Source organism: Paraburkholderia sp. JHI869, assembly GCF_038900775.1.
Taxonomy (GTDB): domain Bacteria; phylum Pseudomonadota; class Gammaproteobacteria; order Burkholderiales; family Burkholderiaceae; genus Paraburkholderia.
The window spans coordinates 222,935-247,691 of sequence record NZ_JAYMSC010000011.1 but is presented as its reverse complement, the minus strand read 5'-3'; the positions used below and the strand labels follow the sequence as shown (position 1 = coordinate 247,691).

Here is a 24,757-nt window from a genome sequence, read left to right as displayed (position 1 = left end):
GTTGCGCGGTATGACAAAATCGCTTTTTCAGGAAATATCACAGCATGACATTGATGACGAAGCTTGGCCTGCGAACCCTCGTCGCGTCCTGCCTGATCACGGCGGGCGGCGCGGCGAACGCACAACTCAACGTCCTCGTCACCGGCGTGGGCTCCACCCAGTTCCCCATCGCCACGGCTAACTTTGCCGGTGAAGCGAATTCGCCCGAGCAGGTCGCCGCCATCGTGCGCGCCGACCTGCAACGCAGCGGCAAATTCACGAACATCGACGCCGGCAGCGCACCGATCTCGGAAAACGACTCCGTCGACCTCGGCAGCTGGAAAGCCAAGGGCGCCAATGCGTTCGTTGCGGGCAGCGTGAACAAGCTCGCCAACGGCCAGTACGAAGTGCGCTTCAAGCTCTACGACACCGTGAAGGGCGAAAGCCTCGGCGGCCTCGTGCTCACGAGCCCCGCAAGCGGCCTGCGCATGAGCGCGCATAAGGTTTCGGACTACATCTATCAGAAGCTGCTCGGCGATCGCGGCGTGTTCGCCACGCGTCTTTCGTACGTAATCAAGACGGGCGGCCGCTTCCAGTTGCAGGTTTCGGACTCCGATGGACAAGACGCGCACATCGCGCTCTCGAGCCCCGAGCCGATCATCTCCCCGGCCTGGTCGCCCGACGGCACCAAGGTCGCTTACGTATCTTTCGAAAAGAAGAAGCCGATCGTCTACGTGCACGACCTGCCTACCGGTCGCCGCGTGATCATTTCGGACCAGAAGGGCAACAATTCGGCGCCGGCCTGGTCTCCTGACGGCCGCACGCTCGCAGTAGCACTGTCGCGCACGGGCAACACGCAGATCTTCGCCGTCAATGCCGACGGCTCCGGCCTGCACCGCCTCACGCAAGGCACGACGATCGACACCGAACCCAACTACTCTCCTGACGGACGCTGGATTTTCTTCACGAGCGACCGCGGTGGCCAGCCTCAGGTTTACAAGATGCCGGCCCAGGGCGAAAGCGCCGGAGCGGCACAGCGTGTGACGTTCACCGGCAACTACAATACGAGCCCGAAGGTCAGCCCGGACGGCAAGCAACTGGCGTACATCTCACGCACGGGCGGCGGATTTAAGCTGTACATTCAAGATCTGCAGTCCGGTGTCGCCACGGCGCTCACTGACACGACACATGACGAATCGCCCAGCTTCGCGGCGAACGGTCAGTACATTCTTTACGCCACTCAGGTGAACGGCCGTGGCGTGCTGGCTGCTGTATCGACCGACGGTCGTACGCGGCAAATCCTGTCCGTTCAGGGCGGCAGCGTACGCGAGCCGTCCTGGGGTCCTTTTATGCAATAACACTTCAGGAGAGAAAAAATGATGTCGAAGAAAGTACGCCTGGCCTTGGCCGTTTTGATGATCGGCGCACTGGCAGCATGCAAGTCGGGCGTAAAGGAAACGAATCCGAACGCCGGCGCGATGAACACCCAGCCGAACCCGAATGCGGTTGCCCAGGTGAACGTCGATGAGCTGAACAACCCGAACAGCCCGCTCGCCAAGCGCAGCGTGTACTTCGATTTCGACAGCTACGCCGTCAAGGACGACTACCAGTCGCTGCTGCAAGCTCACGCACAGTACCTCAAGACGCACCCGGAACGTCACGTCCTGATCCAGGGCAACACCGACGAGCGCGGCACGAGCGAATACAACCTGGCGCTGGGTCAAAAGCGTGCTGAAGCAGTCCGCCGTGCCCTCTCGCTGATGGGCGTGCCGGATTCGCAAATGGAAGCTGTCAGCCTCGGTAAGGAAAAGCCGGTCGCAACGGGCCACGACGAAGCATCGTGGGCGCAGAACCGCCGTGCTGACCTCGTGTATCAACAGTAATTGAGCATTGGATGAAGGGGCGTATGTCGCACCGTTTCTCCCCGCTGCGCGCAGCCGCAGCCGCCTGCGTGGCTGGCGTCGCCTTTGCGGCGCTGCCGGCACACGCGGGTATCTTCGATGACGATCAGGCGCGCCAGGCGATTCTCGACCTGCGCGCGAAAACGGACAGTCTGTCTAGCCAGCTGTCCGCCGCTCAACGCACGATCCTCGACCAGTCCAACCATCTCGACCAGCTCAACCAGCAGGTCGCCACGTTGCGCGGACAGAACGAGGACATGGCGAACCAGCTGGCAACCCTGCAGAAGCAACAGAAGGACTACTACACGGATCTCGACACGCGGCTCAAGAAGTTCGAGCCGCAGCAGGAGACCGTGGACGGCATGCAAGGCACGGTTCAGCCGGGTGAGATGGACGCGTTCAACGCCGCTTCGCAGCAGTTCCGCAATGGCGACTTCAAGAACGCGGCGGCATCGTTCCGTAGCTTCATCGCGAAGTTCCCACAGAGTCCTTACCAGCCGACCGCGCAGTACTGGCTCGGCAACGCGCTTTATGCGCTGAAGGACTACAAGGGGTCGACCGCGACGTGGCAAAACGTCGTCAGCAAATACCCGCAGCATCCGCGCGCGCCTGAGGCGCTGCTGGCAATTGCGAACAATCAGATCGAGCAGGGGCAAAAGGCTGCGGCCAAGCGCACGCTCGAGCAGGTCGTTTCGCAGTACGGCAATTCGGATGTCGCCCAGACCGCGCAGAGCAAGCTTTCACAGCTCAAATAAGCGCTGCTGGCAGGTTTTGGCGTGATGTGGCGTGGTGTATGCCAACGCCGCAAAATGCGCCTCTCGCGTACAGGGAAGGCCCGGGGCACAGCGTGCCTCGGGCTCTTCCATCGGTTTTATGACGGCAAAGGTTGACGCTTCGTCCATACGCCGCTATAATCCCGCTTCTCTTTTGGGTCGTTAGCTCAGCTGGTAGAGCAGCGGACTTTTAATCCGTTGGTCACAGGTTCGAATCCCGTACGGCCTACCAAAGAATCAGAAAAGCCCAGTCTTCGGACTGGGCTTTTCGCTTTGCAGCGTACGGCACGTGAGCATGCGCCCAGCATGTATACTCCGTCCTCCCCCGCCTTCCCATCCCCGCTGCACAGGCCACGTCATCATGAAGTTCACGACCCTTGCCTGCGCCCTGCTCGCGCTCCTCTGGCTCAGTCTGCGCGTTCAGGCGCAAGTCCAACCGCAATCCGAAGACTACGAATACCTGCGCCGCATTCGCGTGCCGGACGCCGTCGTCAATTGCGTTGCCGCGCTCGACCAGTGGGTGCACAAGGCGCAACGCTACGATTCGCTGCTCGTGCCCGATCGCCGCGCGCTCTCGGCGAAGATCGAGCAGCCCGCGCCCGGCAACGCCACGCCCGTACCCGCCGCAAGCGATGCGCTCACGCCCGTCACGTCCATCGACACGTTGATCCATCTGCACGCCTTCGCCAAGGTGCGCGGCAAGTACACCTGGGTTCCCGTGAAGGCCACCTGCGGCATCTGGCATTCACACGTCGTCGACGTGGCGCTGTCGCCGCGCGCCACCCACGCAACGTCGCCCATCCACTGACGATACTTCGTCATCCTTAGCGCTTCCAGCAACAAAAAAGCCCGCGCGCCTGAAGGCGCACGGGCTTCGCATCGAGCGAGGCGCGGCCCACGCCGCGCGCAAACTCAGTCTGCCTTGACGCCTTCCACCTGGATCTGCAGCGTCGTCGCCGTCTTGAAGCCATACGACTGGCCCCAGTTCACGCCGTAGTCCGCGCGGTCGAATTGCGCCGACGCGTCCGCGCCGCACACTTCACGCTTGAGCATCGGGTTCTGGAAGCACTTGAACGAGTCGATCTTCAGGTTCAGCGGCTTCGTCACGCCGTGCAGCGTGAACGTGCCGATCACCTCCACCGGCTTGTCGCCTTCGAAGCGGATCGACGTGCCCTTGTAGGTGGCCGTCGGGTACTTCTCGGTGTCGAGGAATTCGGCCGAGCTCACGTGCTTGTCGAGCTTCGCGTTGCCGGTATCGATCGACGATGCGTCGATCGTCACGTCCACCGTGCCGGTCTTCGCCGCGCGGTCGAGCGTGACCGTGCCCGAGCTCTTCGTGAACTTGCCGCGCCACACCGAAACGCCGCCGAAGTGATCGGCTTCGAAGCTCGGGTACGTGTGCATCGGGTCGAGGTTGTAGGTCGAGGCGGCTGCGAGCGCCGGCGTGGCGACGGCGGCTGCGAGCGAAGCGGCAACGGCGGCCGCGGCGAAAATCGTGGTCTTCATGAATCGATTCCTGGTGCGAGAGAAACTGGGTGAAAAAGCGATGCCATCCGCGCGTCAGTGCGCGGCGGACACGATGTGAAACTTGATCTGCACGTCGTCGGCGACGATCGAGGTGTCCTTCCACTCGCCCGAGCCAATGCCGTACGCGAGGCGCTTGATGGGCAGCGTGCCGTCGAATACCTGGTTGGCGCCGTCCTTGTGGTACGTCACCGGCACGACGACGTCGGTCGTCTTGCCCTTGATCGTGAGCTTGCCGGCCACGCTGAACGCGCCGTTTGCGCCCGGCTTGATTTGCGTGGAGACGAAGGTCGCGTGCGGGAAGTGCGAGGCGTCGAACCACTCGTCGCCGGCGACTTCCTTGTTGTATTCCGGCGCGCCGAGGTCGAAGCTCGCCACGTCGACGTCGAGCTTCGCGCTCGATGCCGCGACGTTCGCGGGATCGAAGCGCACGTCGGCGGTGAAGTGGTTGAAGCGCCCTTCGACCGGCACGTTCATCTGCTTGAATACGGCGCTCACGGAGGTCTTCGCGGCTTCGGCCGCGGCGTCGGCGTTCGTGGCGAAAGTCGTGGCAAATGCCGCGCCGGCGGCGAGCGCCGCGCCGAGCGCAACGACGGAAGCGGAGTGGGCAAGACGTTGGATCATGGGCGTTCGGTCCAAGGTGAAAAGCATCAGGGAATGGATACGGCGCGATACAGCGTATTCGTGCCGCAAAGTCAGTCGCGCGGCGTGCCGAACGGCAGCATGCGCGAGAGGATGTTCTGGCGGTCGACCAACTGGTGCTTGATGACGGCGAGCACGTGCAGCACGACCACGGTGAGCAACGTGTAGTTCAGCGAGATATGCACGATGCGCAGCACGCCTTTGAGCGCGGTGTCGGGGCCGATCAGCACGGGCATCGGCCAGATGCCGAGGTACACGACCTGAATGCCGGCCGCCGAGCTGTAGAGGTAGCCCGTCACCGGAATCGCGACCATCAGCACGTAGAGCGCGGCGTGGCCCAGGTGCGCGGCCAGCCGTTCCCAGCCATGCATGGAGCCAGGCAGCGCGGGCGCGGCGTGCGTGACACGCCAGAGAATGCGCACGAGCACGAGTGCGAGCACAGTCACGCCAATCCATTTGTGCCACGAGAAGTAGCGCAGCTTGGTGGGCGTGATGCCGGGAATGTCGGTCATGACCCAGCCGAGCGCAAAGCCCCATACGATCAGCGCGGCGATCAGCCAGTGCAGCAGCATGGCAAAGCCGTTATAGCGTCCGGCGGGCTTGACGGTAGGGTTCATCGGCATACGACTCCAATATTCGAGGTGTGCACTTTACCCGGCCAAACCTATTCAAACAATCGTCTAAAATGGATGGTTATCATCCACTTTTTCGATAGATCGAAAAGGATCGCACCTCGTGGACCGCTCCCCTAGCCTCGAACAGCTGCGCGCGCTGATCGCCGTCGCCGAAACCGGCAGCTTCTCGGCGGCGGCGCGCCAGCTCGACCGCGCGCAGTCGGTGGTCAGCTATACGATCGCCAATCTCGAGGCGCTGCTGGGCGTCGCGCTGTTCGAGCGCGGCAAGCGCAAGCCGGAACTCACGGCCGCGGGCCGCGCGATCCTCGCCGACGCGCGCCGCCTCGATCTCCTCATGGGTCAGCTTAACGCCAAGGCGGCCGGCTTGCAGAGGGGCTTGGAAGGCGAAGTTTCGCTGGCCGTGGACGTGATGTTTCCGTCGCAGCGCCTCGTCGAGGCCCTGCAGGCGTTCGCCTTCACGTTTCCCACCGTGGCGCTGAATCTGACCATGGAAGCGCTTGGCGGCGTGCTCAAGCTCGTGCTCGACGGCGACTGCGCGGTGGGGATCAGCGGGCCGAACCACAACTGGCCGCATGTGATCGAGGCGCAATCCATCGGCACCGTGGAACTCGTGCTCGTGGCGGCCCCGTGCCATCCGCTCGCCAAGGCGGAGCCTCCCGTGCGCATCTCGGATGCGCGCGAGCACACGCAGCTGGTCCTCACCGACCGCAGCCGCCTCACCGAAGGCCAGAACTTCGGCGTGTACAGCAACCGGGCGTGGAAGCTCGGCGATCTCGGCGCCAAGCACCGGCTGCTGCTCGCGGGCCTTGGCTGGGGGTCGATGCCGAAGCACATCGTGGAAGCCGATCTCGAAGCCGGGCGGCTCGTGCGCGTCGCGCTCGCTGACCGGCGCTCGGTGAGCTACAACATTTCGCTGATCCATCGCACCGACGCGGCACGCGGCCCCGCCAGCGAGTGGCTCTGCCATTACCTGACCCAAGGTACGCCGCCCCAGACGCCATTGCCCGACGCACGCTGACAGCGCCCGCGAGCGGTGCGCCCGCGAGTTGTACGAACGCAACCCCGCGCACGCCTGACAATGCTTCACAAACCCGCGCGAGGCGCGTCACGCGGGGCTCGCGGAGCGGCCAACGCCGGCCTCGCGCCATCGGCCATCGTCCGTCCGCATTTATCGAGATGCACCTCCGTGCCAGGATCGCGCCACCGCTCGCAGGGCGGGCATGCGCCAGAGGCGCAAGGCCCGAACGCCCAGCGCGAGCCTTGTATCACGCGCCCGGTCACTTCGCATCATGGTCAACTTCGTCTGCTTTCTGCTCTGGAATCTCGCCTTGCTCTTCGCCGTGCGCGTGGGCTGCTGGCTCATTGGCTGCACGCGGCCCGACATCACGCTCAATGGCACGCGCATCTTCGTCGGCTTGATGGCGATTGCGCTCGTGTTCGACACGGCGGTCACCTTCCTCGTGTTCGCCGATGCCGGCGGCCCGTGGCAAGCGCACAATCCGAGCGAGACTTACCCCGAGCGCGCCTTCGCTTATGTGCTCGCAGCGTTGATCGCGGTGCTCATTGCGTGGCACGCGCGCCGGCAGGACTCGCGCACGACGCGCAACGGAGCGGCTGCCACGCAGGAAATCGAAACGTCTGCGTACAGCAAATCGACGCTCCCAATGTAAGAGGCGCGCGGCCCGCTTCAGCCCTTCTTGACCTTGGCAGCCTTCCCCGGCGCCACCGCCGGCGCTGGCGCCGCGGCCGGCACCACGCCCGACCAGCCCGGCAAATACCGCGCCTCAGCATCGTGTGCGTGCGAAAGCGCGTCGGCGAGTGCCGCGTCGAAGTCCTTGCGCAAACGCGTTTCGGATACCTTGCGACGCAGGAAGTCGGCCCACAGGAATTCGCTGAACGGCGTCGTGTCCTTCGCGTAGCCGCCCGATGTGCGCAACTCGCCCGCGAGGCTGCGGTACGGATCGTCGGCAAGGCCAAGAAGCTGCTTCGGCAACTGGTCGAATTCGCAGCGCTCGCCAGCGGCATCGAACGGATGCACCCACTGGTTGTGCTCCATCATGCGCCAGAAGATGGTGGGCTCTAGCCACGAGAGATCCTTGAGCACGGTCACCCGCACGCTCTCCACCGATTCCTCTAGCCACGCGCGGCCAAGATGGTGGTGATCGACCACGTAGTAGCGCGACTTCGGCCCAAGCACGGCGGGAAACCAGTGCGAGTCGATGGCCGTCGCGCGGCCTTTCTTGTCGAGTCCTTGCCAGTGCGCGCGCTTGGCGTTCACCTCCCGAAAACCCACCGTGATCTGCGTGGGACGCAACTCGTCGAGCTTCACGGTGATGAGATGGAGATCGGTGTTCTGAAGGTTCATGGCGGGCCTCCTGTTTAGTGTCGGTTAGTGCGAGCGGCGATCGCGCAACGATACAGCCGAACGGCCATGCATGCCGCATCGATTGAAAGCGCGCCGAGCGGTGCGTGCGCAGGGTCAACCCCGAGGACGCTGGGCACGTTGGATGCGCGCTTTTTTCAGTTCGCCTATAAATGCTCCGAGGGACAGACGGCGCCAGCCACGTCGCGCGCCGCGCTCCCCGCCAATGTCAGTTGCACGTCTTTTCCGGCTCGATCAACGGCAATACAACGGCACAAGCGAGGGCATTTTGGATCTCGAAACCATCCGCGTATTCATCATGACCCGGGGCATCGACTTCGGGACCAAGGTCGTGGCGGCGATCGTCCTGTGGATCATCGGGCGCTGGGCCATCAATCTCGTCGCCGGCGTGCTGCGCAAGGTGCTCGCGCGCAACGAGCGCGTCGACCCCACGCTCGCGCATTACCTCAGTTCGATTCTCGCCGCCGTCTTGAACCTGCTGCTGGTCCTCGCGATCCTCCAGGTGTTCGGCGTGCAGACCACCTCGTTCGCCGCGCTCCTCGCCGGTCTTGGCCTCGCCATCGGTACGGCATGGGGCGGCCTGCTCGCGCATTTCGCGGCGGGCGTGTTCATGCAGGTGCTGCGCCCGTTCAAGGTGGGCGACTTCGTGACGGCCGGCGGCGTGACGGGCACCGTGAAGGAACTGGGCATCTTCGGCACGACCATCATCTCGCCGGACAACGTGGTCAACATCGTCGGCAACAACAAGATCTTCTCGGACACCATCTCGAACTACAGCGCCACGCCCGTGCGCCGCGTCGAGCTGACCGCGAAGATCGCCAACGGCGTCGATCCCGTCGATGCCGCCAACCGCCTGCGCGCGGCGATCGCGAAAATTCCGAACGTTGCGCAGGAACCGGCGCCCGACGTCGAGATTCTCTCGTTCACGCCCGAAGGGCCGATGCTGGCCGTGCGGCCTTATACGAGCAACGACAGCTACTGGCAGGTGTACTTCGACACCAACCGCGCGATTGTCGAGACCTTCAGGGACGCGGGCTACCCGACGCCCGAAACGCCTTCGATCATTCGCCGCGTGGGCTCCTAGCGCCGCCTTTCAAGCGCTCGCCAAAACAAAACGGCATCGCCTTCGCAGGCGATGCCGTTTTTCATTGCGCTGTCGCTTAGAGGCGAACGTCGCTCAGCCGCCGTTGGGCTTGCGCACGGCGCCGCTGCGCGAGTCCTTGCGCAGCATCTTCCACACGCCGCCAATCAGGATCGGCACGATTGCCGCGCCGATACCGACGAGCACGATCACGTTGAGGTACTGGCGAATGAACGGAATATTGCCGAAGAAGTAGCCGAGCAGCACGAGCAGCAACACCCAGAACAGCGCGCCCGTGACCGTGAAGAACTGAAAGCGTCGCATAGGCATTTGCGAAACGCCCGCCACGAACGGCGCGAACGTGCGCACGACAGGAATGAAGCGCGCGAGCACGATGGTCTTGCCGCCGTGGCGCTCGTAGAACTCGTGCGTTTTTTGCAGCGCAGCGCGGTCGAGGAAGCGTTCGAGCACAGGAATGTGCGTATTGAACACCTTCGGCCCGATGGCGCGCCCGATCAGATAGTTGACCGTATTGCCGAGAACCGCCGCCACGAGCAGCAACACGATCAGCAGGCCGAGATTCATTTCGTGCGTGGCAGCAAACGCGCCACCGATGAAAAGCAGCGAGTCGCCCGGCAGGAACGGCAGCACCACGAGACCGGTTTCGCAGAACACGATCAGGAACAGCACCGCGTAGACCCAGCCGCCGTATTGCTGGATGAAGACACCAAGAAACTTGTCGATGTGCAAGACAAGATTGACGAACTGCAGAAGCGTATCCAAAAGTGTCCCTTATTGATCGTGGGCCGCGCGCCTGAAAAAGTGCGTTCGCCCGGTGTTGCGCGAGAAGCAAAATTGACCGCGCCATGATACCGAAAGTGCCCGTGCGTCACGAAAAATTCCCGCTAATTTCGGTGAATTCGCGCACAAAGCGCCGCTAGATGGCGGTTTCCGGGGCGCTAAAGCGCACCGGGTCGCGCCGCGCCGACTCGCTATAATTGCGCGCATGTCTTCGAATTCCGAACCCACCGGCGCCGCGCCGGATTCCGCTCACGCCGACGCCGCCGCCAGCACCGCGCCCGCCTCGCGCGCCGCGCAGCCCGCGCGCGCGATCCAGGCGCTGCCCGATCAGCTCATCAGCCAGATCGCCGCGGGCGAAGTGGTCGAGCGGCCCGCCTCCGTCGTCAAGGAACTGCTCGAAAACGCGCTCGACGCGGGCGCGAGCACGCTACGTATCCTGCTCGACGAGGGCGGCGTGAAGCGTATTTCCATCGCCGACGACGGCTGCGGCATTCCCGAAGCCGAGCTGCCGCTCGCACTCATGCGCCACGCCACGAGCAAGATCCGCTCGCTCGCCGAACTGGAGAGCGTCGCGACGCTCGGGTTCCGCGGCGAAGCGCTGGCGTCGATCGCCTCGGTGGCGGAAATGTCGATCACGAGCCGCAGCGCCGACGCACCGCACGCCGTGAAGATCGAAGGGCACACGGGCGCGATCTCGCCGGCTGCGGGCGGCCAGGGCACGACCATCGAAGTGCGCGAGCTGTATTTCAACACGCCTGCGCGCCGCAAGTTCCTGAAGAGCGAGCAGACCGAACTGGGCCATTGCCTCGAGATGATCCGCCGCAGCGCGCTCGCGCGCCCCGATGTGGCGATCTCGGTGCTGCACAACGGCCGCGCGGTCGAGCACTGGAACGCGAGCGATCCTGCCACGCGCGTCTCGAAGATTCTCGGCGAAGTTTTCGCCACGGCGCACCTGCCGCTCGACGAGCGCGCGGGGCCGCTGGCCGTCTATGGCTGCGCAGGTCTGCCCACGGCGAGCCGCAACCGCGCCGATCAGCAGTACTTCTTCGTGAACGGCCGCTTCGTGCGCGACAAGCTGCTTACGCACGCGGTGCGCTCGGCGTATGAGGACGTGCTGCACGGCGACCGCTATCCGTCGTACGTGCTCTTCCTCGACCTGCCGCCCGAGGCCGTCGACGTGAACGTGCATCCTTCAAAAATCGAAGTGCGTTTCCGCGACTCGCGCTCGATTCACCAGTTCGTGTTCCATGCCGTGCAGCGCGCGCTCGCGCGCCACGCGGGCGCCTCGCCCGAGACGACCTCGGGCGGCCACGCCGCCGCGCTCATCGAGCCGCGGGCGTTGCCGGGCGCCGGGGTGCTGGGCGCCTCGGTCGGGCTAGCTTCGGGTGCGACGGACTACCCGCGCGCAGGCGCGGCGGGCAGCTTCGGCGCCGATGGCAAGTTCGGCACCGCGAGCGTGGCGAGCAGTTTCGGCGGCGGCGCGGGCGGTGCGCCTTCGCGCGCTTCCGGCTTTGGCTCGGCGAGCGCAGGCGGCGCCAATGCGAGCAGCGGCAACACCTGGCTGCGCCAGTCGCGCATGACGCAGGGCAACCTGCCCGTCGCGCAGCCGCTCGCGCTTTATGACGCGTTGTTCGGCCGAAAGGACGTCGGCGCCGGCGCGGCGCAAGGCTCGACCGTGCTGCAGGCGCAAGACGGCGCAGCCGATGCGTTCGCCGCCAGCACGCCGAACGCCGCCTTCGAAGCGGGCGAAGATCACCCGCTCGGCTTCGCGCTCGGCCAGGTGCACGGCATCTACGTGCTCGCGCAGAATGCACGCGGCCTCGTGATCGTCGACATGCACGCCGCGCACGAGCGCATCCTTTACGAACAGTTCAAGCAGGCGCTCGCCGAACGCTCGCTCGCCGTGCAGCCGTTGCTGATTCCGATCTCGATGACAGCCGATCCCGTCGAAACGGGCACCGTCGAGGAAGAAAAAGCGACGCTCGAAGCGCTAGGCTTCGATCTCGCCGTGCTCTCGCCCACATCGATCGCGATCCGCGCAGTGCCGGCGCTCCTCAAGGACGCCGACCTCCAGGCGCTCGCGCGCGCCGTGCTCGCCGATCTGCATGAGTACGGCGGCTCACGCGTGCTCACCGAGCGCCAGCACGAGATGCTCGGCACGCTCGCCTGCCATCACGCGGTGCGCGCGAACCGGCGTCTCACGCTCGACGAGATGAACGCGCTCCTGCGCCAGATGGAAGCGACCGAGCGCGCCGACCAGTGCAACCACGGCCGCCCGACCTGGTACCAGCTCACGCTCGCCGATCTCGATCGGCTTTTCATGCGCGGTCAATGACGCAGTCCACGAAACAAGAAGGCGGCGCGTTGCCGGTTGCCTGTCTGCTCGGCCCTACGGCCTCGGGCAAGACGGCGGCCGCGCTCGCGTATGCCGCGCAGTCGGCGGCGCGCGGGCGCACGGTGGAGATCGTAAGCGTCGATTCGGCGCTCGTGTATCGCGAGATGGACATCGGCACCGCGAAACCCACCGCTGCCGAGCGCGCGGCCGCAGCACATCACCTGATCGATATCGTCGATCCGCTGGATGCCTATTCCGCCGCCGACTTTCGCGCCGACGCGCTGCGCGTGACGGGCGAGATCGTTGCGCGCGGGAACGTGCCGCTGCTCGTGGGCGGGACGATGCTGTACTACAAGGCGCTCACGCAAGGCCTGAACGATCTGCCCTCGGCCGATCCGGCCGTGCGCGCGCAACTCGACGCCGAAGCCGCACGCGATGGCTGGCCCGCCATGCATGCCCGCCTCGCGCAGGTCGATCCGGCCACGGCCGCACGCCTCGCCCCAAACGACTCGCAACGCATTCAGCGGGCGCTCGAAATCTTCCTGCTGAGCGGGCAGCCGATGTCGGTGCTGCTCGCTACGCCCTCCACGCGCGAGGATGAAGCCGCGCGTTACCGCTTCGTGCCCGTCGCGCTCGAACCGTCCGATCGCGGCGTGCTGCACGCGCGCATCGAAGCGCGCTTCGATGCGATGCTCGCGGGCGGTCTCATCGACGAGGTGAAGGCGCTGCGCGCGCGCGGCGATCTGAACCCCAACTTGCCATCCATGCGATGCGTCGGCTACCGCCAGGTGTGGGAATACCTCGATGGCGAGGTCGACTACGACACCATGCGCGACAAGGGCGTGTTCGCTACCCGCCAGCTCTGCAAGCGTCAGCTCACGTGGCTGCGCGCGATGCCGGAGCGCTTCGTCGTGGATTGCTGCGCGCAGGATGCGACCGCGCAGGCGGTTGCGGCGGTGGAGCGCGCATTGGAGCCAGGCGGCTGAAGCCACCGGCCGTTCTTCGCTCGTCCCGCTCTCCGGGCGCTTTGTGCGCCACAACATCCCCCACCGCCCATACAGCACGCGCGTTTGCCCTGCGCGCGCGCTTTCTCCTCCATCGCAACGCGCCACCGAAAACCGCCCTCGCCCGCTTGACTTTCGATCGACCGGATACGATCATTCGTTCATCACTAGAGCAATTGCTCAGGCTTGAGCCGATCGTGAGCCAACCGGCCGCTTTGAGTAAGGAGACAGCGAATGAACACCGAACGCAGCAATGCGAGCGTGATCCTGCACATCGGCGCCGGGTCGTTTCACCGGGCGCATCAGGCGTGGTACCTGCATCGCGTGAACCTCACGCGCAAGCCCGACGAGGCCGCCTGGTCGCTCACCGTCGGCAACATCCGCTCCGACATGAACGCCGTGATGGACGCGCTGGCCGCGCAGAACGGCGCCTACACGCTCGAAACGGTCACGCCCCAAGGCGAGCGCACTTACGAGGAGATCCATTCGATCACGCGCGTGCTGCCGTGGTCCGCCGATCTCGCGAGCCTGATCGATGCCGGCGCCGAAGCGAACTGCAAGATCATCGCCTTCACGGTGACCGAAGGCGGCTATTACCTCGACGAGCACGACCGCCTCGACACCGCGAACCCCGACCTCGCCGCCGATCTCAACGGCGGCCGCACGACGATTTACGGCGCGCTCACCGCGATCCTCGAAGCGCGCATGGCGCGCGACGGCGGTCCCGTCACGCTGCAAACCTGCGACAACCTGCGCAGTAACGGCAAGCGCTTTCACGCGGGCATGCGCGAGTTCCTGGCACTTCGCGGCGCGACGGATCTGCGCGAATGGTTCGACGCCAACACGGCCTGCCCCGACTCCATGGTCGACCGCATCACGCCGCGCCCCACGCCCGACGTGCGCGAACGCGTGAAGGCGGCGACCGGCGCGGACGATGCCTGCCCGGTGATGGGCGAGTCGTTCATCCAGTGGGTGATCGAGGATCACTTCTGCGCGGGGCGGCCCGCCTGGGAGCGCGCGGGCGCGGAGATGGTCGAATCGGTGATGCCCTACGAAGAAGCGAAGATCCGCATCCTCAACGCCACGCACAGCTGCATTGCGTGGGCGGGCACGCTCATCGGGCTGGACTTCATCCACGAAGGCACCAACGACGCCGACATCCGCACCTTCGCGCGCGAGTACGTGAGCGAAGATGTGATCCCCTGCCTCACGCCCAGCCCGCTCGATCTCGCGAAGTATCGCGACATCGTGCTGGAGCGCTTCAGCAATCCGTACATCCAGGACACGAACCAGCGCGTGGCCGCCGACGGCTACTCGAAGATCCCTGGCTTCATCGCGCCGACGCTCGCGCAACGCATCGCCGCGGGTGCGACGCCCGCTGCCACGGCCATGCTGCCCGCACTCTTCCTGCGCTTTCTGGAACGCTGGCACAAGGGCACGCTGCCTTATCGCTACCAGGACGGCGTGATGGACGAAGCGGCCGTGCACCGCATGTTCGAGAGCGGCGACCCTGTCTCGACGTTTCTCGGCGACAAGCTGCTCTGGGGCGGCCTCGCCGGCAACCCGACGCTCGGCGGCGCGGTGCGTGGCGCGCTCACGCGCGTCGATCAGTGGCTCGCCTCACGCGGTTGCAGCGTTTGAAGCCACACCGCAGCGCAACCCTTAACACCTGCGCCACGCGCGCCCTCCGGGTCGGCGCGCATGGCGTCGCGCCCGGCGCGCGGCTAAAGTAGCGCAACTCTCTTCACGACTTCAGCGCGCCTATGTATCTCGGCATCGACCTCGGCACCTCCGAAGTGAAAGTCCTGCTGCTCGCGCCCGACGGCCGCGTGATCGGCACCGCCGGCACGCCTTTCGTCGTCTCGCGCCCGCACCCGCGCTGGTCCGAGCAGAATCCCGCCGACTGGTGGGACGGCACGCGCCGCGCGCTCGCCGCGCTGCGCGAGGCGCATCCGCAAGAATTCGCGCAGGTGCGCGGCATCGGCCTTTCCGGGCAGATGCACGGCGCCGTGCTGCTCGACGCCCGCGACAACGTGTTGCGTCCCGCGATCCTCTGGAACGACATGCGCGCCGTGGACGAATGCGCCGAGCTCACCGCGCGCGCGCCGCAACTGCATCGCATTGCGGGTAATCTCGCCATGCCGGGCTTCACCGCACCCAAGCTGCTGTGGGTTGCACGCCACGAGCCGCAGATCTTTCGCGAGACGGCCTGCGCGCTGCTGCCGAAGGACTATCTGCGCCTGCAACTCACCGGCGGCAAGGTCTCCGATCCGTCCGACGCCGCGGGCACGCTCTGGCTCGACGTGGCCAAACGCGACTGGTCCGATGCGCTGCTCGACGCCTGCAACATGACGCGCGCGCAAATGCCCGCGCTCGCCGAAGGCAGCGCGCCCTCCGGCACGCTCCTGCCCGCGCTCGCGCGCGAATTCGGTCTGCGCGAAGACGTGGTCGTGGCGGCGGGCGGCGGCGACAACGCGACGAGCGCCATCGGCATCGGCGCGACGCAGCCCGGCGACGGCTTCGTCTCACTCGGCACATCGGGCGTGCTCTGCGTAGTCGGCGACCGCTTCCGGCCCAATCCTGCTTCCGCCGTGCATGCGTTCTGCCACGCGATTCCGGACCGTTGGCATCAGATGAGCGTGGTTTTGTCGGCGGCGAGCTGCCTGCGCTGGGTCTGCAAGCTCACGGGCACGAACGAGCCCACGCTGCTCGCAGAAGTCGAACAGCTCAGCCCGCAAACCCTCGCCGAAGCCCCGCTCTTCCTGCCGTATCTCTCGGGCGAGCGCACGCCGCACAACGACCCGTATGCACAGGGCGTGTTCTTCGGCATGACGCACGCGACCGACCGCGCCCTGCTCGGCTACGCGGTCCTCGAAGGCGTGACGCTCGCGCTCACCGACGGTCTCGACGCGCTCGCCGCGGCCGGGACCGAAGTGGGTGCGCTGTCGATGCTGGGCGGCGGTGCACGCAGCGGCTACTGGGCGCAACTGGTTGCGGACGCATTCAACACGCCCACGCGCCAGCACGGCGGCGGCGAAACCGGCGCGGCGCTCGGCGCGGCGCGCCTGGGCTGGCTCGCGGCGGGCGGCGACGCGCGCGACGTGCTGACCAAGCCGCCCGTGGTGGCCGAGTACACGCCGAACGCCGTGCGCCACGCGGCGCTGCGCGAGCGGCTCACCGCCTACCGCGCGCTGTACCGCCACGTGCGCCCGCTTTTCGAGCCCTCGCGCGAACGCCTCGCGTAACGCGTGCAGTACACTTCGGCCCCGAATCCCCCGACCATCACCGTGCCCAAGTCCACCGAAAAACTCGATCTCGCGACCCGCGCCGCCTGGCTTTACTACGTGGCCGGCAACACCCAGAACGAAATCGCCGAGAAGCTACAGGTGTCGCGCCCGGTCGCGCAGCGCCTCGTCGCGTTCGCGGTCGAGAAGAACCTCATTCGCGTGCGCGTCGATCATCGTCTCGCCGATTGCCTCGCGCTCGCCGACGCGCTGTCGAAGCGCTACGGCCTTTCGGTCTGCGAAGTGGTGCCCGTGGACAACGACACGCCCGAGGAAATCGACCGCAAGCTCGCGGTGGCCGGCGCGCAAGTGATGGAGCGCTACCTGACCGAAGAGCGGCCGATGGTCGTCGCCGTGAGCAGCGGGCGTACGCTCAAGGCAGCGGTGGACCAGATCGCGCAACTGGAGCGGCCGCAGCATCGGCTGGTTTCGATGGTGGGCGCGATCGCCCAGGACGGTTCGTCGAACCGCTACGACGTCGCGCTGCATATCTCCGAGAAAACCGGCGGCAAGCACTTCCTGCTGCCCGCGCCGCTCATCGCCGATAACGAGGCCGAGCGCGCGCAGTGGTGCAATCACCGGCTCTATCGCATCGTCGAATCGCTTTCGGGTGAAGCCGATGTGGCGTTCGTGGGTATCGGCAATATCGGCGAGCATTGCCCGCTGCATGAGGACGGCTTCATTACCTCCGACGAAGTGCGCGAGCTGATGAGCCAGGGCGCCGTGGCCGAAATGCTCGGCCTGCCGATCGACGCCGCTGGCAAGCGTGTCGATTCGCCCACCGGGCGACGCGTGACGAGCGTGTACCTCGACTCGCCGCCGCGCCGCCCGACCATCGGCTTCGCCGGCGGCGCGCGCAAACGCGAAGCCGTGATCGCAGCGCTCAACGGCGGCTGGCTCTCGGGGCTCGTCACCGACGAACTGTGCGCGCGCGCCGCGATCGAACGCTAAAATCCTCTAAGGCTGTACGACGGCGCAAAAAAAAAGCCCGCACGAAGCGGGCTAACAAAGGCAACCTCAGGTACCTCGCCACAAACACCGCCTCGAGAATCGAGGCGGTGCGTCCAGCAAGCCAGTGAAATCATGCAGCCAGTTGCTGCGCGAAGCGACGCTCGAACGCGAGACCATCCGCATTGAAGAGATGGCAATGATCGGGCGTCGAGCCCACCTTGAACGCCTCGCCGCGCTCGTGCCGCTCCAGCGGCGGAATGCGTGCAATCAGGCCATCCGGCGCGACCGGACATTCGGCGTAGAGATAAGCAGCGTCGCCGAGCGACTCGACCGCCATCGCCTTCGCGCTCACGCCCTCCGCGCCCGTCATGATGTGCAGGTGCTCGGGGCGGATGCCCACCGTCACCTTGTCGCCTTCGCGCGCCGTGCCCGGTTCGACCGCCACCTTCTGCGTATCGCCCGTTTCGTAGCGCACGACAATGCCGTCGCTGCCGATCTGCTGCACTGTGCCGTCGAGGAAATTCATCTTCGGCGAGCCGATGAAGCCCGCGACGAACCGGTTCGCCGGCGCGTGATAAAGACGGTTCGGACTGCCGACCTGTTCGACATTGCCCGCCGAGAGCACGACGATCTTGTCGGCGAGCGTCATCGCTTCGACCTGATCGTGCGTCACGTAGATCATCGTCGTCTTGAGTTCGTCGTGCAGGCGCGCGAATTCGAGGCGCATCTTCACGCGCAGCGCGGCGTCGAGGTTCGAGAGCGGCTCGTCGAACAGAAACACCTTGGGCTTGCGCGTGATCGCGCGCCCGATCGCAACACGCTGACGCTGGCCGCCCGAAAGCTGCTTGGGCTTGCGGTCCAGCAGATGGTCGATGTGCAGGATCTTCGCGGCGTTCTTCACCGCCGCGTCGATCTCGGGCTTCTTCGCGCCCGCGAGCTTGAGGCCAAACGCCATGTTGTCGTAGAGCGTCATGTGCGGATACAGCGCGTACGACTGGAACACCATCGCAATGCCGCGCTTGGCCGGGGGCACGTCGTTCATGCGCGTGCCGTCGATCGTCAGATCGCCGCCGCTGATGTCCTCCAGCCCCGCGATCATCCGCATGAGCGTGGTCTTGCCGCAGCCGCTCGGGCCCACGAACACGACGAATTCGCCATCGCCGATGTCGAGGTTCACGTCGCGCAGCACTTCGTTGTCGTCGTAGCGCTTCAGTACGTCTCTGAGGATCACGCTTGCCATGATGTGTCTCCGTTTCTGCTTAAATCCGCCTAAGCCGGTTCAGTTCGAACGCGTTTGCGCCTTGTTCATCCATTGCGCCACCCGCGCGGGCAGCGTTGTCATGTCGTCGAAGATTTCGATTGCACCCGCTTCGCGCAACTCGTGCGCGTGGGCGTCGCCGCCCACATGCGTGCCGCCCACGAAGCCGAGCACCGTCATGCCCGCCGCGCGCGCCGCGCTCACGCCCGTCACGCTGTCCTCGACCACGAGGCACGCAGCGGGCGCGATGTCCATGCCCTGCGCCGCCGCGAGATAGACGTCGGGCGCGGGCTTGGGTTTCGCGACGATATCCGCGCAGTACACACGCTCGCCAAAGAAGCGATCGAGTCCATTGCGCGCCAGCACCTCGCGCACCACCGCCGTGTAACTGTTGCTCGCACAGGCCTTGGTGAGCGTCACGGCTTCCAGTGCGGCCACGACGCCCGGGAAAAGCGGCGCCTCACGCGCTTCCGCTTCTGCGACCACGCGGATCGCATCGACGTCGGCGGCCGTGAGGCTGCGCCCGAGCGCTTCGCCCGCGCCGCCGAGCACCCGCTCGATACGCTGTCCGAGCAGCGGCATGACGACGGGCGCCGCGTCCACGCCGGGCCAGCGCGCTTCGAGTTCGCGCACCAGCACGCTGGCCGCCACGGCTTCGCTGTCGATCAGCACGCCGTCGCAGTCGCAGATCAGGGCTTGAATGGGCATCGCTTTGTCCATTTACTTGACGGCCCCGAACGTAAGGCCACGCACCAGTTGCTTCTGCGAAAGCCAGCCGACGATCAGCACCGGCGCCACCGCGAGCAGCGACGCCGCGGAAAGCTTCGCCCAGAAGAGGCCCTCAGGACTCGAATACGAGGCGATGAACACGGTCAGCGGCGCGGCGTTCGAGCTGGAGAGGTTGATGCTCCAGAACGCTTCGTTCCACGAAAGAATGATCAGGAGCAGCGCGGTGGAGGCGAGCCCCGGCACCGCCATCGGCATGAGCAGATAGACGATTTCCTGCCAGGTGGCCGCGCCGTCCATGCGTCCGGCTTCGAGAATGTCGCGTGGAATCTCGTTGAAGTACGTGTACGCCATCCATACCGCAATGGGCAGATTGATGAGCGTATAGACGATGATCAGCCCGCTCACGGTGTCGAGCAGTCCCGTGTTTTTCCAAAGCAGATAGATCGGCACGAGCACGCCCACCGAAGGCATCATCTTCGTGGAGAGCATCCACAGCAGAACCTTCTGCGTGCGCTGGTTCGGGAAGAATGCCATCGCGTAGGCTGCGGGCACGGCGAAGATCAGGCACACGATCGTCACGCCCGCCGAGATCAGCACCGAATTCCACGCGAACGCGAAGTAGTTGCTGCGCGCGAACACTTCTCTGAAGCTGTCGAGCGTCGGCAGGAAGAAGATCGTCGGAATATAGGCCTGCTGCTCGGTTTTGAATGCCGTGATCGTCATCCAGAAGATCGGGAAGAACAGCGCGATCGCGATCAGCCAGGCGAGCAGCCCCGGCACCACGCGGCCGAGGAACTGCAGCGGCGACGAATGATTGACCGCGTCGGCCGATTGCCTGGGTGTAGCGGTAATCTGGCTCATTTTTCGTACTCCCCTTTGAGGTTGCGCGCGAGCATCCGCACGAGGAAGAACGACACGATGTTCGCGAGCACGACAGCGAGAATGCCGCCAGCCGATGCGATGCCCACGTCGAACTGCTGCAGGCCCATCGAGTAGATCAGGTAAGTGAGGTTGGTGGTCGCGTTGCCGGGACCGCCGCCCGTGGTCGTGTAGATCTCGGCGAAGATCGAGAGCAGGAAAATGGATTCCATCATCACGACAACGGCTATCGCGCGCCGCAGGTGCGGCAGCGTGATGTAGAAGAACAAGGCGATCGGGCCGGCGCCGTCGATCTTCGCGGCTTCCTTCTGCTCCTGGTCGAGCGACTGGATAGCCGTGAAGAGAATGAGGAACGCGAACGGCAGCCACTGCCACGCCACGATCATGATGACGGCGGTGAGCGGATACACGGCGAACCAGTCGATCGGCGTCATGCCCATCGAACGCATCGCGATGGCGACGAGACCGTACACCGGATGCAGGATCATGTTCTTCCAGATGAGCGCGCTCACCGTGGGCATCACGAAGAACGGCGCGATCGCGAACAGGCGCGCGACGCCCATGCCGATGAACTTGCGGTCGAACAGCACCGCCATCAGCACGCCGCCCACCACGGTAATCACGAGCACCGACACGATCAACTCGATGGTGTGCACGATCGACGGCACGAACGAGGGGTCGGTTGCAAGGAACCTGTAGTTGTCGAAGCCCGCAAAACCCTTCAAATCCGGATTCAGCAGGTTGTATCGCGTGAACGAATACCAGATCGTCATCGCGAGCGGGATCGTCATCCACAGCAGCAGCACCGCGACGGACGGTGACACGAGCCAGCGTGAAGCCGAGCGGCGCGATTCGACCTGCTGCGGTTTCTGTGGCGTGCGCGCTCGATTGAATATAGGCATGGGGAGATGGAGATGACGCATGAGGACCACCCTTCTCGGTTGCGCGCCGGCTTGAGAGCCCGGCGCGGCATCGGCTTCGCGAGGGTGCGCGCCGCGCCGGGTGGCCCGGCGCGCGCTCGCGCTGCTACGCTAGCTGCTTGAACATCGCAGCCTTACTTTTCGCAGTTACTTCTGATACCCAGCCTGCGCCACGGCGCGGTTGGCGGCGGCGTTACCCGCGGTGAGCGCCTGATCGACGCTCATCTGCCCGGCCACTGCACCGGCAATGCTCTGGCCTACGACCGTACCGAACGACTGAAACTCAGGAATCCCTACGAACTGGATACCCGTGTACGGCACCGGCTTCGCAGTCGGATGATTCGGATCGGCGGTCTGGATCGCCTTCAACACGAAGTCGGAAAACGGCGCGGCCTTCTTGTACTCGGGATTCTGATACGTCGAAATCCGCGTACCCGACGGCACCGAAGCCCAGCCCTCGTCCTGCGCGACCATCTGCACGTACTCCTTCGACGTGGCCCACTCGATGAACTTCTTCGCGGCGTCCTGCGACTTCGACGACTTCGGCACCGCGAGCGCCCACGACCACAGCCAGTGCGCGCCGTTCGGCGTGGCCTGCGTCGGCGCGGCCGCGAAGCCGATCTTGTCGGCCACCTGCGACTGCTGCTTGTTGTAGAGAATGCCGGCCGCAACCGTGGCGTCGATCCACATCGCGCACTTGCCCGAGGACATCAGCGTGAGGTTTTCGTTGAAGCCGTTCGAGCTCGCTCCCGGAGGGCCGTCCTTCTTCAGCATGTCGACGTAGAAGTTCACCGCCTTCTTCCACTCGGGCGAGGTGAGCTGCGCCTGCCACTTCTCGTCGAACCAGCGGCCGCCGAAGGTGTTCGCCACCGTCGTCACATACGCCATGTTCTCGCCCCAGCCGGCCTTGCCGCGCAGGCAGATCCCGTACGTGCCGGCGGACTTGTCGGTGAGTTTGTCGGCGAAGTCCTTGATCTGGTCATAGGTCGGCTGCTCGGGCATCTTGAGGCCCTTCTTGTCGAACAGGTCCTTGCGGTAGTACGTCATCGAGCTTTCGACGTAGAACGGCAGCGCATAAAGCGTGCCGTTGTACGAGAGGCCATCGCGCGCGGTCTTCACCACGTCGTCGATGTCGTAGCTTGGGGGCAGGTTCGTCATCGGCACGATCCAGCCGCGCTTGCCCCATTGCGGCGCCTCGTAGGTGCCGATCATCATCACGTCGAACTGGCCGCTGTTGGTCGTGATGTCGGTCGTCGCGCGCTGGCGCAGCACGTTTTCTTCGAGAATCACCCAGTTCAGCTTGATGCCCGGATTGGCCTTTTCGAAAGCCGGCGAGAGCTTCTTCAGCTCGATCATGTCCGGGTTGTTCAACATGGCGATCGTGACGGTCTGCGCGTGAGCGGCGCTCGCCGCGGCGACGAGTGCACCGACACTCACCGCTCGACTTATGCACTTTGAGGCGGTCTTCATTGCTGGCTTCATGACGTTGTCTCCTTGTTCGTTGCGTTATGTCTTGCTGCAGCCGTGCTGCTGTCGTGATGCGTTGTGCAAGGGTTCCGGAAATATTCAGCTCATCCAGTTTCCGCCGTCGACGTTCAGGGTCTGCGCGGTGATGTAATCGGCGTCGGCGGAAGCGAGAAAGAGCGCTGCGCCCGTGAGATCCTCGGGCAGACCCATGCGCCCGAGCGGGACGGCCTCGCCCACGAGGCGCTTCTTCTCGCCAAGCGGACGGTGCTCGTAGCGTGCGAAGAGCGCGTCGACCTGCTCCCACATGGGCGTGTCGACCACCCCCGGCGCGATGCCGTTCACGTTGATGCGATGCGGCGCCAGCGCAAGCGCCGCCGATTGCGTGTAGCTCAGCACGGCAGCCTTGGTTGCGCAGTAGTGCGAAACGAGCGCCTCACCGCGGCGGCCGGCCTGCGAGGACATGTTGATGATCTTGCCGCCCTGCCCCTGCTCCACCATGCGGCGCGCCACGGCCTGCATGAGGAAGAACATGCCCTTCACGTTCACCGCGAAGAGGCGGTCGTACACGTCCCAGGATTCGTCGAGGAGCGGGCGCATGTCGAAGAGCGCCGCGTTGTTGAAGAGGATGTCGATGCGGCCAAAGCGTTCGACCGCGCTGAGCACGATGCGGTCGATGTCCTCGCGGCGGGTGACGTCTGCGGAGATCGCGAGCACGCGCTCGGGGTACGCGGCGGCGAGCGTTGGAGCGACGGACTCGGCGGGCTTCACGTCGACCAGCACGCAACGCGCGCCTTCGTCCAGATAACGCTGCGCAACCGCCTCGCCAATGCCGCTCGCTGCGCCGGTCAGCACGGCTACCTTGTCCTGCAAACGTCCTGCCGCTGGGGTCGCGGTGTGTGCCACAGGTTGTCTCCAATTTTCATTTGTGCGGGGCGCGCTCGGCTGGCATCCCGAGGGAGCATCTGAGCGATCGCCCGACATGTGAGCATTTGCTCTGTCGTTGATCGAATGATCGGATACGAGTAGGAGACTGTCAAGGCGAACGAACGCGATTGAACGAGATTTCGATGGTGCGACGCGCAAGCCTCGGCTGGCTGCGGCCTGCAGATCCGGCCCCCTGACCGGATGGCGAGCTGACTCGCCAATCGAAGTGATACGTTATATCATCTCGCCTTCGCGGCACCGACGCGCCCGCGTCCGCTTTGAGGCTCCCTTATCAACAAGGATAGAACCATGATCACGTTCACCCGCGCCAACTGCACGCCCCGCCCCGCCACAGCAGGCGCGCGCCGGGGCTTCGCGCTCGCGCGCTTCGCGACCGGGCTTGCATTCGCGCTGGGCGCGGCGTTCGGTGGGGCGAGCGCGGCGCTGGCGGCGCAGGCAAGCAACGCGGCGATTCCTGTGGTGGCCGCCGAAAACTTCTACGGCGACGTCGTCAAGCAGATCGGCGGCAATTACGTGGACGTGACGAGCATCCTCAGCAACCCCGACCAGGACCCGCACCTCTTCGAGGCGAGCCCAAAGACCGCCCGCGCGCTCCAGAATGCGCGTGTCGTGGTCTACAACGGCGCCGACTACGACCCGTGGATGACGAAGCTGCTCGGCGCAACCGGCGCTGGCAAGAGCGGCAACAACCGCACGACGATCGTCGCGGCGGACCTCGTCGGCAAGAAGGCGGGCGACAATCCGCACCTCTGGTACGACCCGAAGACCATGCCTGCCGTGGCGCGCGCGGTGAGCGCCGCGCTCGGCGCGGCGGACCCCGCGCACAAGAGCGTGTACGATGCCAACCTGGCAACGTTCCTCGCCTCGCTGCAGCCGGTCGATGCCAAGGTCGCGGCGCTGCGCGCGCGCTACCAGGGGCAGCCCGTCACGGCCACGGAGCCGGTGTTCGGCTATATGTCGGATGCGATCGGCCTCGACATGCGCAACCTGCGCTTCCAGCTCGCGGCGATGAACGACACCGAGGCAAGCGCTTCGGACATCGCCGCGTTCGAGCGCGACCTGCGCGAGCGCCGCGTGCGTGTGCTGATCTACAACAGCCAGGCGACCGAGGCGCTCACGCGGCGCATGCTTGCGCTGGCGAAGCAGTCGAAGGTGCCGTCCGTGAGCGTGACCGAGACTCAGCCGGCCGGCGTGAACTTCCAGCAATGGATGCTCGCGCAGCTCGACTCGCTCGACAAGGCGCTTGCCGAGCAACACTAACCGTAT

Annotated in this window: 24 protein-coding genes and 1 tRNA gene; 14 read left to right on the top strand and 11 right to left on the bottom strand. The window is 65.3% G+C overall.

Features of this window, described 5'->3' with window-relative positions; genetic code table 11:
- Nucleotides 1-44 precede the first annotated feature (44 nt).
- The 5 genes from tolB to VSR72_RS20435 all read left to right on the top strand — a co-directional run bounded on the left by tolB (nucleotide 45) and on the right by VSR72_RS20435 (nucleotide 3,461).
- Nucleotides 45-1,337 (top strand): Tol-Pal system beta propeller repeat protein TolB, encoded by a 1,293-nt coding sequence (gene tolB / locus VSR72_RS20455; protein WP_342954153.1) that lies wholly within the window; start codon nucleotides 45-47, stop codon nucleotides 1,335-1,337.
- A gap of 18 nt (nucleotides 1,338-1,355) precedes the next feature.
- Entirely contained in the window at nucleotides 1,356-1,862 is a 507-nt protein-coding gene (gene pal / locus VSR72_RS20450) for a peptidoglycan-associated lipoprotein Pal (RefSeq protein WP_042266217.1), read from the top strand.
- 23 nt (nucleotides 1,863-1,885) lie between these two features.
- Nucleotides 1,886-2,635 carry a tol-pal system protein YbgF gene (ybgF, locus tag VSR72_RS20445; protein WP_342954152.1) on the top strand — a complete coding sequence of 250 codons (750 nt, stop codon included), beginning with the start codon at nucleotides 1,886-1,888 and terminating at the stop codon, nucleotides 2,633-2,635.
- A gap of 174 nt (nucleotides 2,636-2,809) precedes the next feature.
- Nucleotides 2,810-2,885: transfer RNA gene (locus VSR72_RS20440), tRNA-Lys, on the top strand.
- A gap of 129 nt (nucleotides 2,886-3,014) precedes the next feature.
- On the top strand, nucleotides 3,015-3,461 hold the full coding sequence (locus VSR72_RS20435; protein ID WP_342954151.1) for a hypothetical protein: 447 nt from the start codon (nucleotides 3,015-3,017) through the stop codon (nucleotides 3,459-3,461).
- Between the two features lie 104 nt (nucleotides 3,462-3,565).
- Here VSR72_RS20435 and VSR72_RS20430 read toward each other — a convergent pair whose 3' ends face one another.
- From VSR72_RS20430 to VSR72_RS20420, 3 genes are all read right to left on the bottom strand, one after another.
- Nucleotides 3,566-4,159: a YceI family protein gene (locus VSR72_RS20430; RefSeq protein WP_342954150.1), complete on the bottom strand. Its 594-nt coding sequence runs from the start codon at nucleotides 4,157-4,159 to the stop codon at nucleotides 3,566-3,568.
- A gap of 54 nt (nucleotides 4,160-4,213) precedes the next feature.
- Nucleotides 4,214-4,801: a YceI family protein gene (locus VSR72_RS20425; protein WP_342954149.1), complete on the bottom strand. Its 588-nt coding sequence runs from the start codon at nucleotides 4,799-4,801 to the stop codon at nucleotides 4,214-4,216.
- A gap of 71 nt (nucleotides 4,802-4,872) precedes the next feature.
- A complete protein-coding gene (locus VSR72_RS20420) occupies nucleotides 4,873-5,436 on the bottom strand; it encodes a cytochrome b (RefSeq protein ID WP_342954148.1) in 564 nt (187 codons plus the stop codon).
- A gap of 118 nt (nucleotides 5,437-5,554) precedes the next feature.
- On the opposite strand from VSR72_RS20420, the gene VSR72_RS20415 reads away from it, so the two are divergent.
- Nucleotides 5,555-6,472: a LysR family transcriptional regulator gene (locus VSR72_RS20415; RefSeq protein ID WP_342954147.1), complete on the top strand. Its 918-nt coding sequence runs from the start codon at nucleotides 5,555-5,557 to the stop codon at nucleotides 6,470-6,472.
- Between the two features lie 271 nt (nucleotides 6,473-6,743).
- Nucleotides 6,744-7,124, top strand: a complete 381-nt coding sequence (locus VSR72_RS20410) for a hypothetical protein (RefSeq protein ID WP_342954146.1) — start codon at nucleotides 6,744-6,746, stop codon at nucleotides 7,122-7,124.
- A 17-nt stretch (nucleotides 7,125-7,141) separates the two neighbouring features.
- Here the strand turns inward: VSR72_RS20410 and VSR72_RS20405 are convergent, their stop codons facing one another.
- The gene (locus tag VSR72_RS20405) at nucleotides 7,142-7,819 is read right to left on the bottom strand and encodes a ParB/Srx family N-terminal domain-containing protein (RefSeq protein WP_342954145.1); all 678 of its coding nucleotides are present in this window, start codon (nucleotides 7,817-7,819) and stop codon (nucleotides 7,142-7,144) included.
- Nucleotides 7,820-8,105: 286 nt separating this feature from the next.
- On the opposite strand from VSR72_RS20405, the gene VSR72_RS20400 reads away from it, so the two are divergent.
- Nucleotides 8,106-8,921 (top strand): mechanosensitive ion channel family protein, encoded by an 816-nt coding sequence (locus tag VSR72_RS20400; RefSeq protein WP_342954144.1) that lies wholly within the window; start codon nucleotides 8,106-8,108, stop codon nucleotides 8,919-8,921.
- A 93-nt stretch (nucleotides 8,922-9,014) separates the two neighbouring features.
- Here VSR72_RS20400 and VSR72_RS20395 read toward each other — a convergent pair whose 3' ends face one another.
- A complete protein-coding gene (locus tag VSR72_RS20395) occupies nucleotides 9,015-9,701 on the bottom strand; it encodes a DedA family protein (protein ID WP_342954143.1) in 687 nt (228 codons plus the stop codon).
- 223 nt (nucleotides 9,702-9,924) lie between these two features.
- Between VSR72_RS20395 and mutL the strand changes: the two genes are divergently transcribed.
- From mutL to VSR72_RS20370, 5 genes are all read left to right on the top strand, one after another.
- On the top strand, nucleotides 9,925-12,054 hold the full coding sequence (gene mutL, locus VSR72_RS20390) for a DNA mismatch repair endonuclease MutL (protein WP_342954142.1): 2,130 nt from the start codon (nucleotides 9,925-9,927) through the stop codon (nucleotides 12,052-12,054).
- Complete coding sequence (miaA, locus tag VSR72_RS20385; RefSeq protein WP_342954141.1) at nucleotides 12,051-13,040, top strand: tRNA (adenosine(37)-N6)-dimethylallyltransferase MiaA; 990 nt, start codon at nucleotides 12,051-12,053, stop codon at nucleotides 13,038-13,040. Before mutL ends, miaA begins: the two co-directional genes overlap by 4 nt.
- Nucleotides 13,041-13,292: 252 nt before the next feature.
- Entirely contained in the window at nucleotides 13,293-14,699 is a 1,407-nt protein-coding gene (gene dalD, locus VSR72_RS20380; RefSeq protein WP_342954140.1) for a D-arabinitol 4-dehydrogenase, read from the top strand.
- 122 nt (nucleotides 14,700-14,821) lie between these two features.
- Complete coding sequence (gene xylB, locus VSR72_RS20375; protein WP_342954139.1) at nucleotides 14,822-16,303, top strand: xylulokinase; 1,482 nt, start codon at nucleotides 14,822-14,824, stop codon at nucleotides 16,301-16,303.
- Between the two features lie 42 nt (nucleotides 16,304-16,345).
- A complete protein-coding gene (locus VSR72_RS20370) occupies nucleotides 16,346-17,293 on the top strand; it encodes a sugar-binding transcriptional regulator (protein WP_342954179.1) in 948 nt (315 codons plus the stop codon).
- Nucleotides 17,294-17,423: 130 nt separating this feature from the next.
- On the opposite strand, the gene ugpC is transcribed toward VSR72_RS20370, so the two are convergent.
- From ugpC to VSR72_RS20340, 6 genes are all read right to left on the bottom strand, one after another.
- Nucleotides 17,424-18,533, bottom strand: a complete 1,110-nt coding sequence (gene ugpC / locus VSR72_RS20365) for a sn-glycerol-3-phosphate ABC transporter ATP-binding protein UgpC (protein ID WP_342954138.1) — start codon at nucleotides 18,531-18,533, stop codon at nucleotides 17,424-17,426.
- Nucleotides 18,534-18,572: 39 nt separating this feature from the next.
- Nucleotides 18,573-19,259, bottom strand: a complete 687-nt coding sequence (locus VSR72_RS20360) for an HAD family phosphatase (RefSeq protein WP_342954137.1) — start codon at nucleotides 19,257-19,259, stop codon at nucleotides 18,573-18,575.
- Between the two features lie 12 nt (nucleotides 19,260-19,271).
- Nucleotides 19,272-20,141: a carbohydrate ABC transporter permease gene (locus tag VSR72_RS20355; protein WP_342954136.1), complete on the bottom strand. Its 870-nt coding sequence runs from the start codon at nucleotides 20,139-20,141 to the stop codon at nucleotides 19,272-19,274.
- The gene (locus VSR72_RS20350; protein ID WP_342954135.1) at nucleotides 20,138-21,061 is read right to left on the bottom strand and encodes a sugar ABC transporter permease; all 924 of its coding nucleotides are present in this window, start codon (nucleotides 21,059-21,061) and stop codon (nucleotides 20,138-20,140) included. The genes VSR72_RS20355 and VSR72_RS20350 overlap by 4 nt, the downstream gene beginning before the upstream one ends.
- A gap of 165 nt (nucleotides 21,062-21,226) precedes the next feature.
- Nucleotides 21,227-22,561: a sugar ABC transporter substrate-binding protein gene (locus VSR72_RS20345; protein ID WP_342954134.1), complete on the bottom strand. Its 1,335-nt coding sequence runs from the start codon at nucleotides 22,559-22,561 to the stop codon at nucleotides 21,227-21,229.
- Nucleotides 22,562-22,645: 84 nt separating this feature from the next.
- The gene (locus tag VSR72_RS20340) at nucleotides 22,646-23,449 is read right to left on the bottom strand and encodes an L-iditol 2-dehydrogenase (protein ID WP_342954133.1); all 804 of its coding nucleotides are present in this window, start codon (nucleotides 23,447-23,449) and stop codon (nucleotides 22,646-22,648) included.
- Between the two features lie 330 nt (nucleotides 23,450-23,779).
- Here VSR72_RS20340 and VSR72_RS20335 point away from each other — a divergent pair, with 330 nt between their 5' ends.
- The gene (locus VSR72_RS20335) at nucleotides 23,780-24,751 is read left to right on the top strand and encodes a metal ABC transporter solute-binding protein (RefSeq protein ID WP_342954132.1); all 972 of its coding nucleotides are present in this window, start codon (nucleotides 23,780-23,782) and stop codon (nucleotides 24,749-24,751) included.
- Nucleotides 24,752-24,757 lie beyond the last annotated feature (6 nt).

What these genes read in the sequence shown, in the direction of transcription:
- VSR72_RS20350 (WP_342954135.1), bottom strand. Translation starts at nt 21,061, where the DNA reads ATGCCTATATTCAATCGAGCGCGCACGCCACAGAAACCGCAGCAGGTC.
- mutL (WP_342954142.1), top strand. Translation starts at nt 9,925, where the DNA reads ATGTCTTCGAATTCCGAACCCACCGGCGCCGCGCCGGATTCCGCTCAC.
- VSR72_RS20425 (WP_342954149.1), bottom strand. Translation starts at nt 4,801, where the DNA reads ATGATCCAACGTCTTGCCCACTCCGCTTCCGTCGTTGCGCTCGGCGCG.
- ugpC (WP_342954138.1), bottom strand. Translation starts at nt 18,533, where the DNA reads ATGGCAAGCGTGATCCTCAGAGACGTACTGAAGCGCTACGACGACAAC.
- VSR72_RS20355 (WP_342954136.1), bottom strand. Translation starts at nt 20,141, where the DNA reads ATGAGCCAGATTACCGCTACACCCAGGCAATCGGCCGACGCGGTCAAT.
- ybgF (WP_342954152.1), top strand. Translation starts at nt 1,886, where the DNA reads ATGTCGCACCGTTTCTCCCCGCTGCGCGCAGCCGCAGCCGCCTGCGTG.
- VSR72_RS20430 (WP_342954150.1), bottom strand. Translation starts at nt 4,159, where the DNA reads ATGAAGACCACGATTTTCGCCGCGGCCGCCGTTGCCGCTTCGCTCGCA.
- tolB (WP_342954153.1), top strand. Translation starts at nt 45, where the DNA reads ATGACATTGATGACGAAGCTTGGCCTGCGAACCCTCGTCGCGTCCTGC.
- VSR72_RS20345 (WP_342954134.1), bottom strand. Translation starts at nt 22,561, where the DNA reads ATGAAGCCAGCAATGAAGACCGCCTCAAAGTGCATAAGTCGAGCGGTG.
- miaA (WP_342954141.1), top strand. Translation starts at nt 12,051, where the DNA reads ATGACGCAGTCCACGAAACAAGAAGGCGGCGCGTTGCCGGTTGCCTGT.
- VSR72_RS20405 (WP_342954145.1), bottom strand. Translation starts at nt 7,819, where the DNA reads ATGAACCTTCAGAACACCGATCTCCATCTCATCACCGTGAAGCTCGAC.
- xylB (WP_342954139.1), top strand. Translation starts at nt 14,822, where the DNA reads ATGTATCTCGGCATCGACCTCGGCACCTCCGAAGTGAAAGTCCTGCTG.
- VSR72_RS20360 (WP_342954137.1), bottom strand. Translation starts at nt 19,259, where the DNA reads ATGCCCATTCAAGCCCTGATCTGCGACTGCGACGGCGTGCTGATCGAC.
- VSR72_RS20335 (WP_342954132.1), top strand. Translation starts at nt 23,780, where the DNA reads ATGATCACGTTCACCCGCGCCAACTGCACGCCCCGCCCCGCCACAGCA.
- dalD (WP_342954140.1), top strand. Translation starts at nt 13,293, where the DNA reads ATGAACACCGAACGCAGCAATGCGAGCGTGATCCTGCACATCGGCGCC.
- pal (WP_042266217.1), top strand. Translation starts at nt 1,356, where the DNA reads ATGATGTCGAAGAAAGTACGCCTGGCCTTGGCCGTTTTGATGATCGGC.
- VSR72_RS20410 (WP_342954146.1), top strand. Translation starts at nt 6,744, where the DNA reads ATGGTCAACTTCGTCTGCTTTCTGCTCTGGAATCTCGCCTTGCTCTTC.
- VSR72_RS20435 (WP_342954151.1), top strand. Translation starts at nt 3,015, where the DNA reads ATGAAGTTCACGACCCTTGCCTGCGCCCTGCTCGCGCTCCTCTGGCTC.
- VSR72_RS20420 (WP_342954148.1), bottom strand. Translation starts at nt 5,436, where the DNA reads ATGAACCCTACCGTCAAGCCCGCCGGACGCTATAACGGCTTTGCCATG.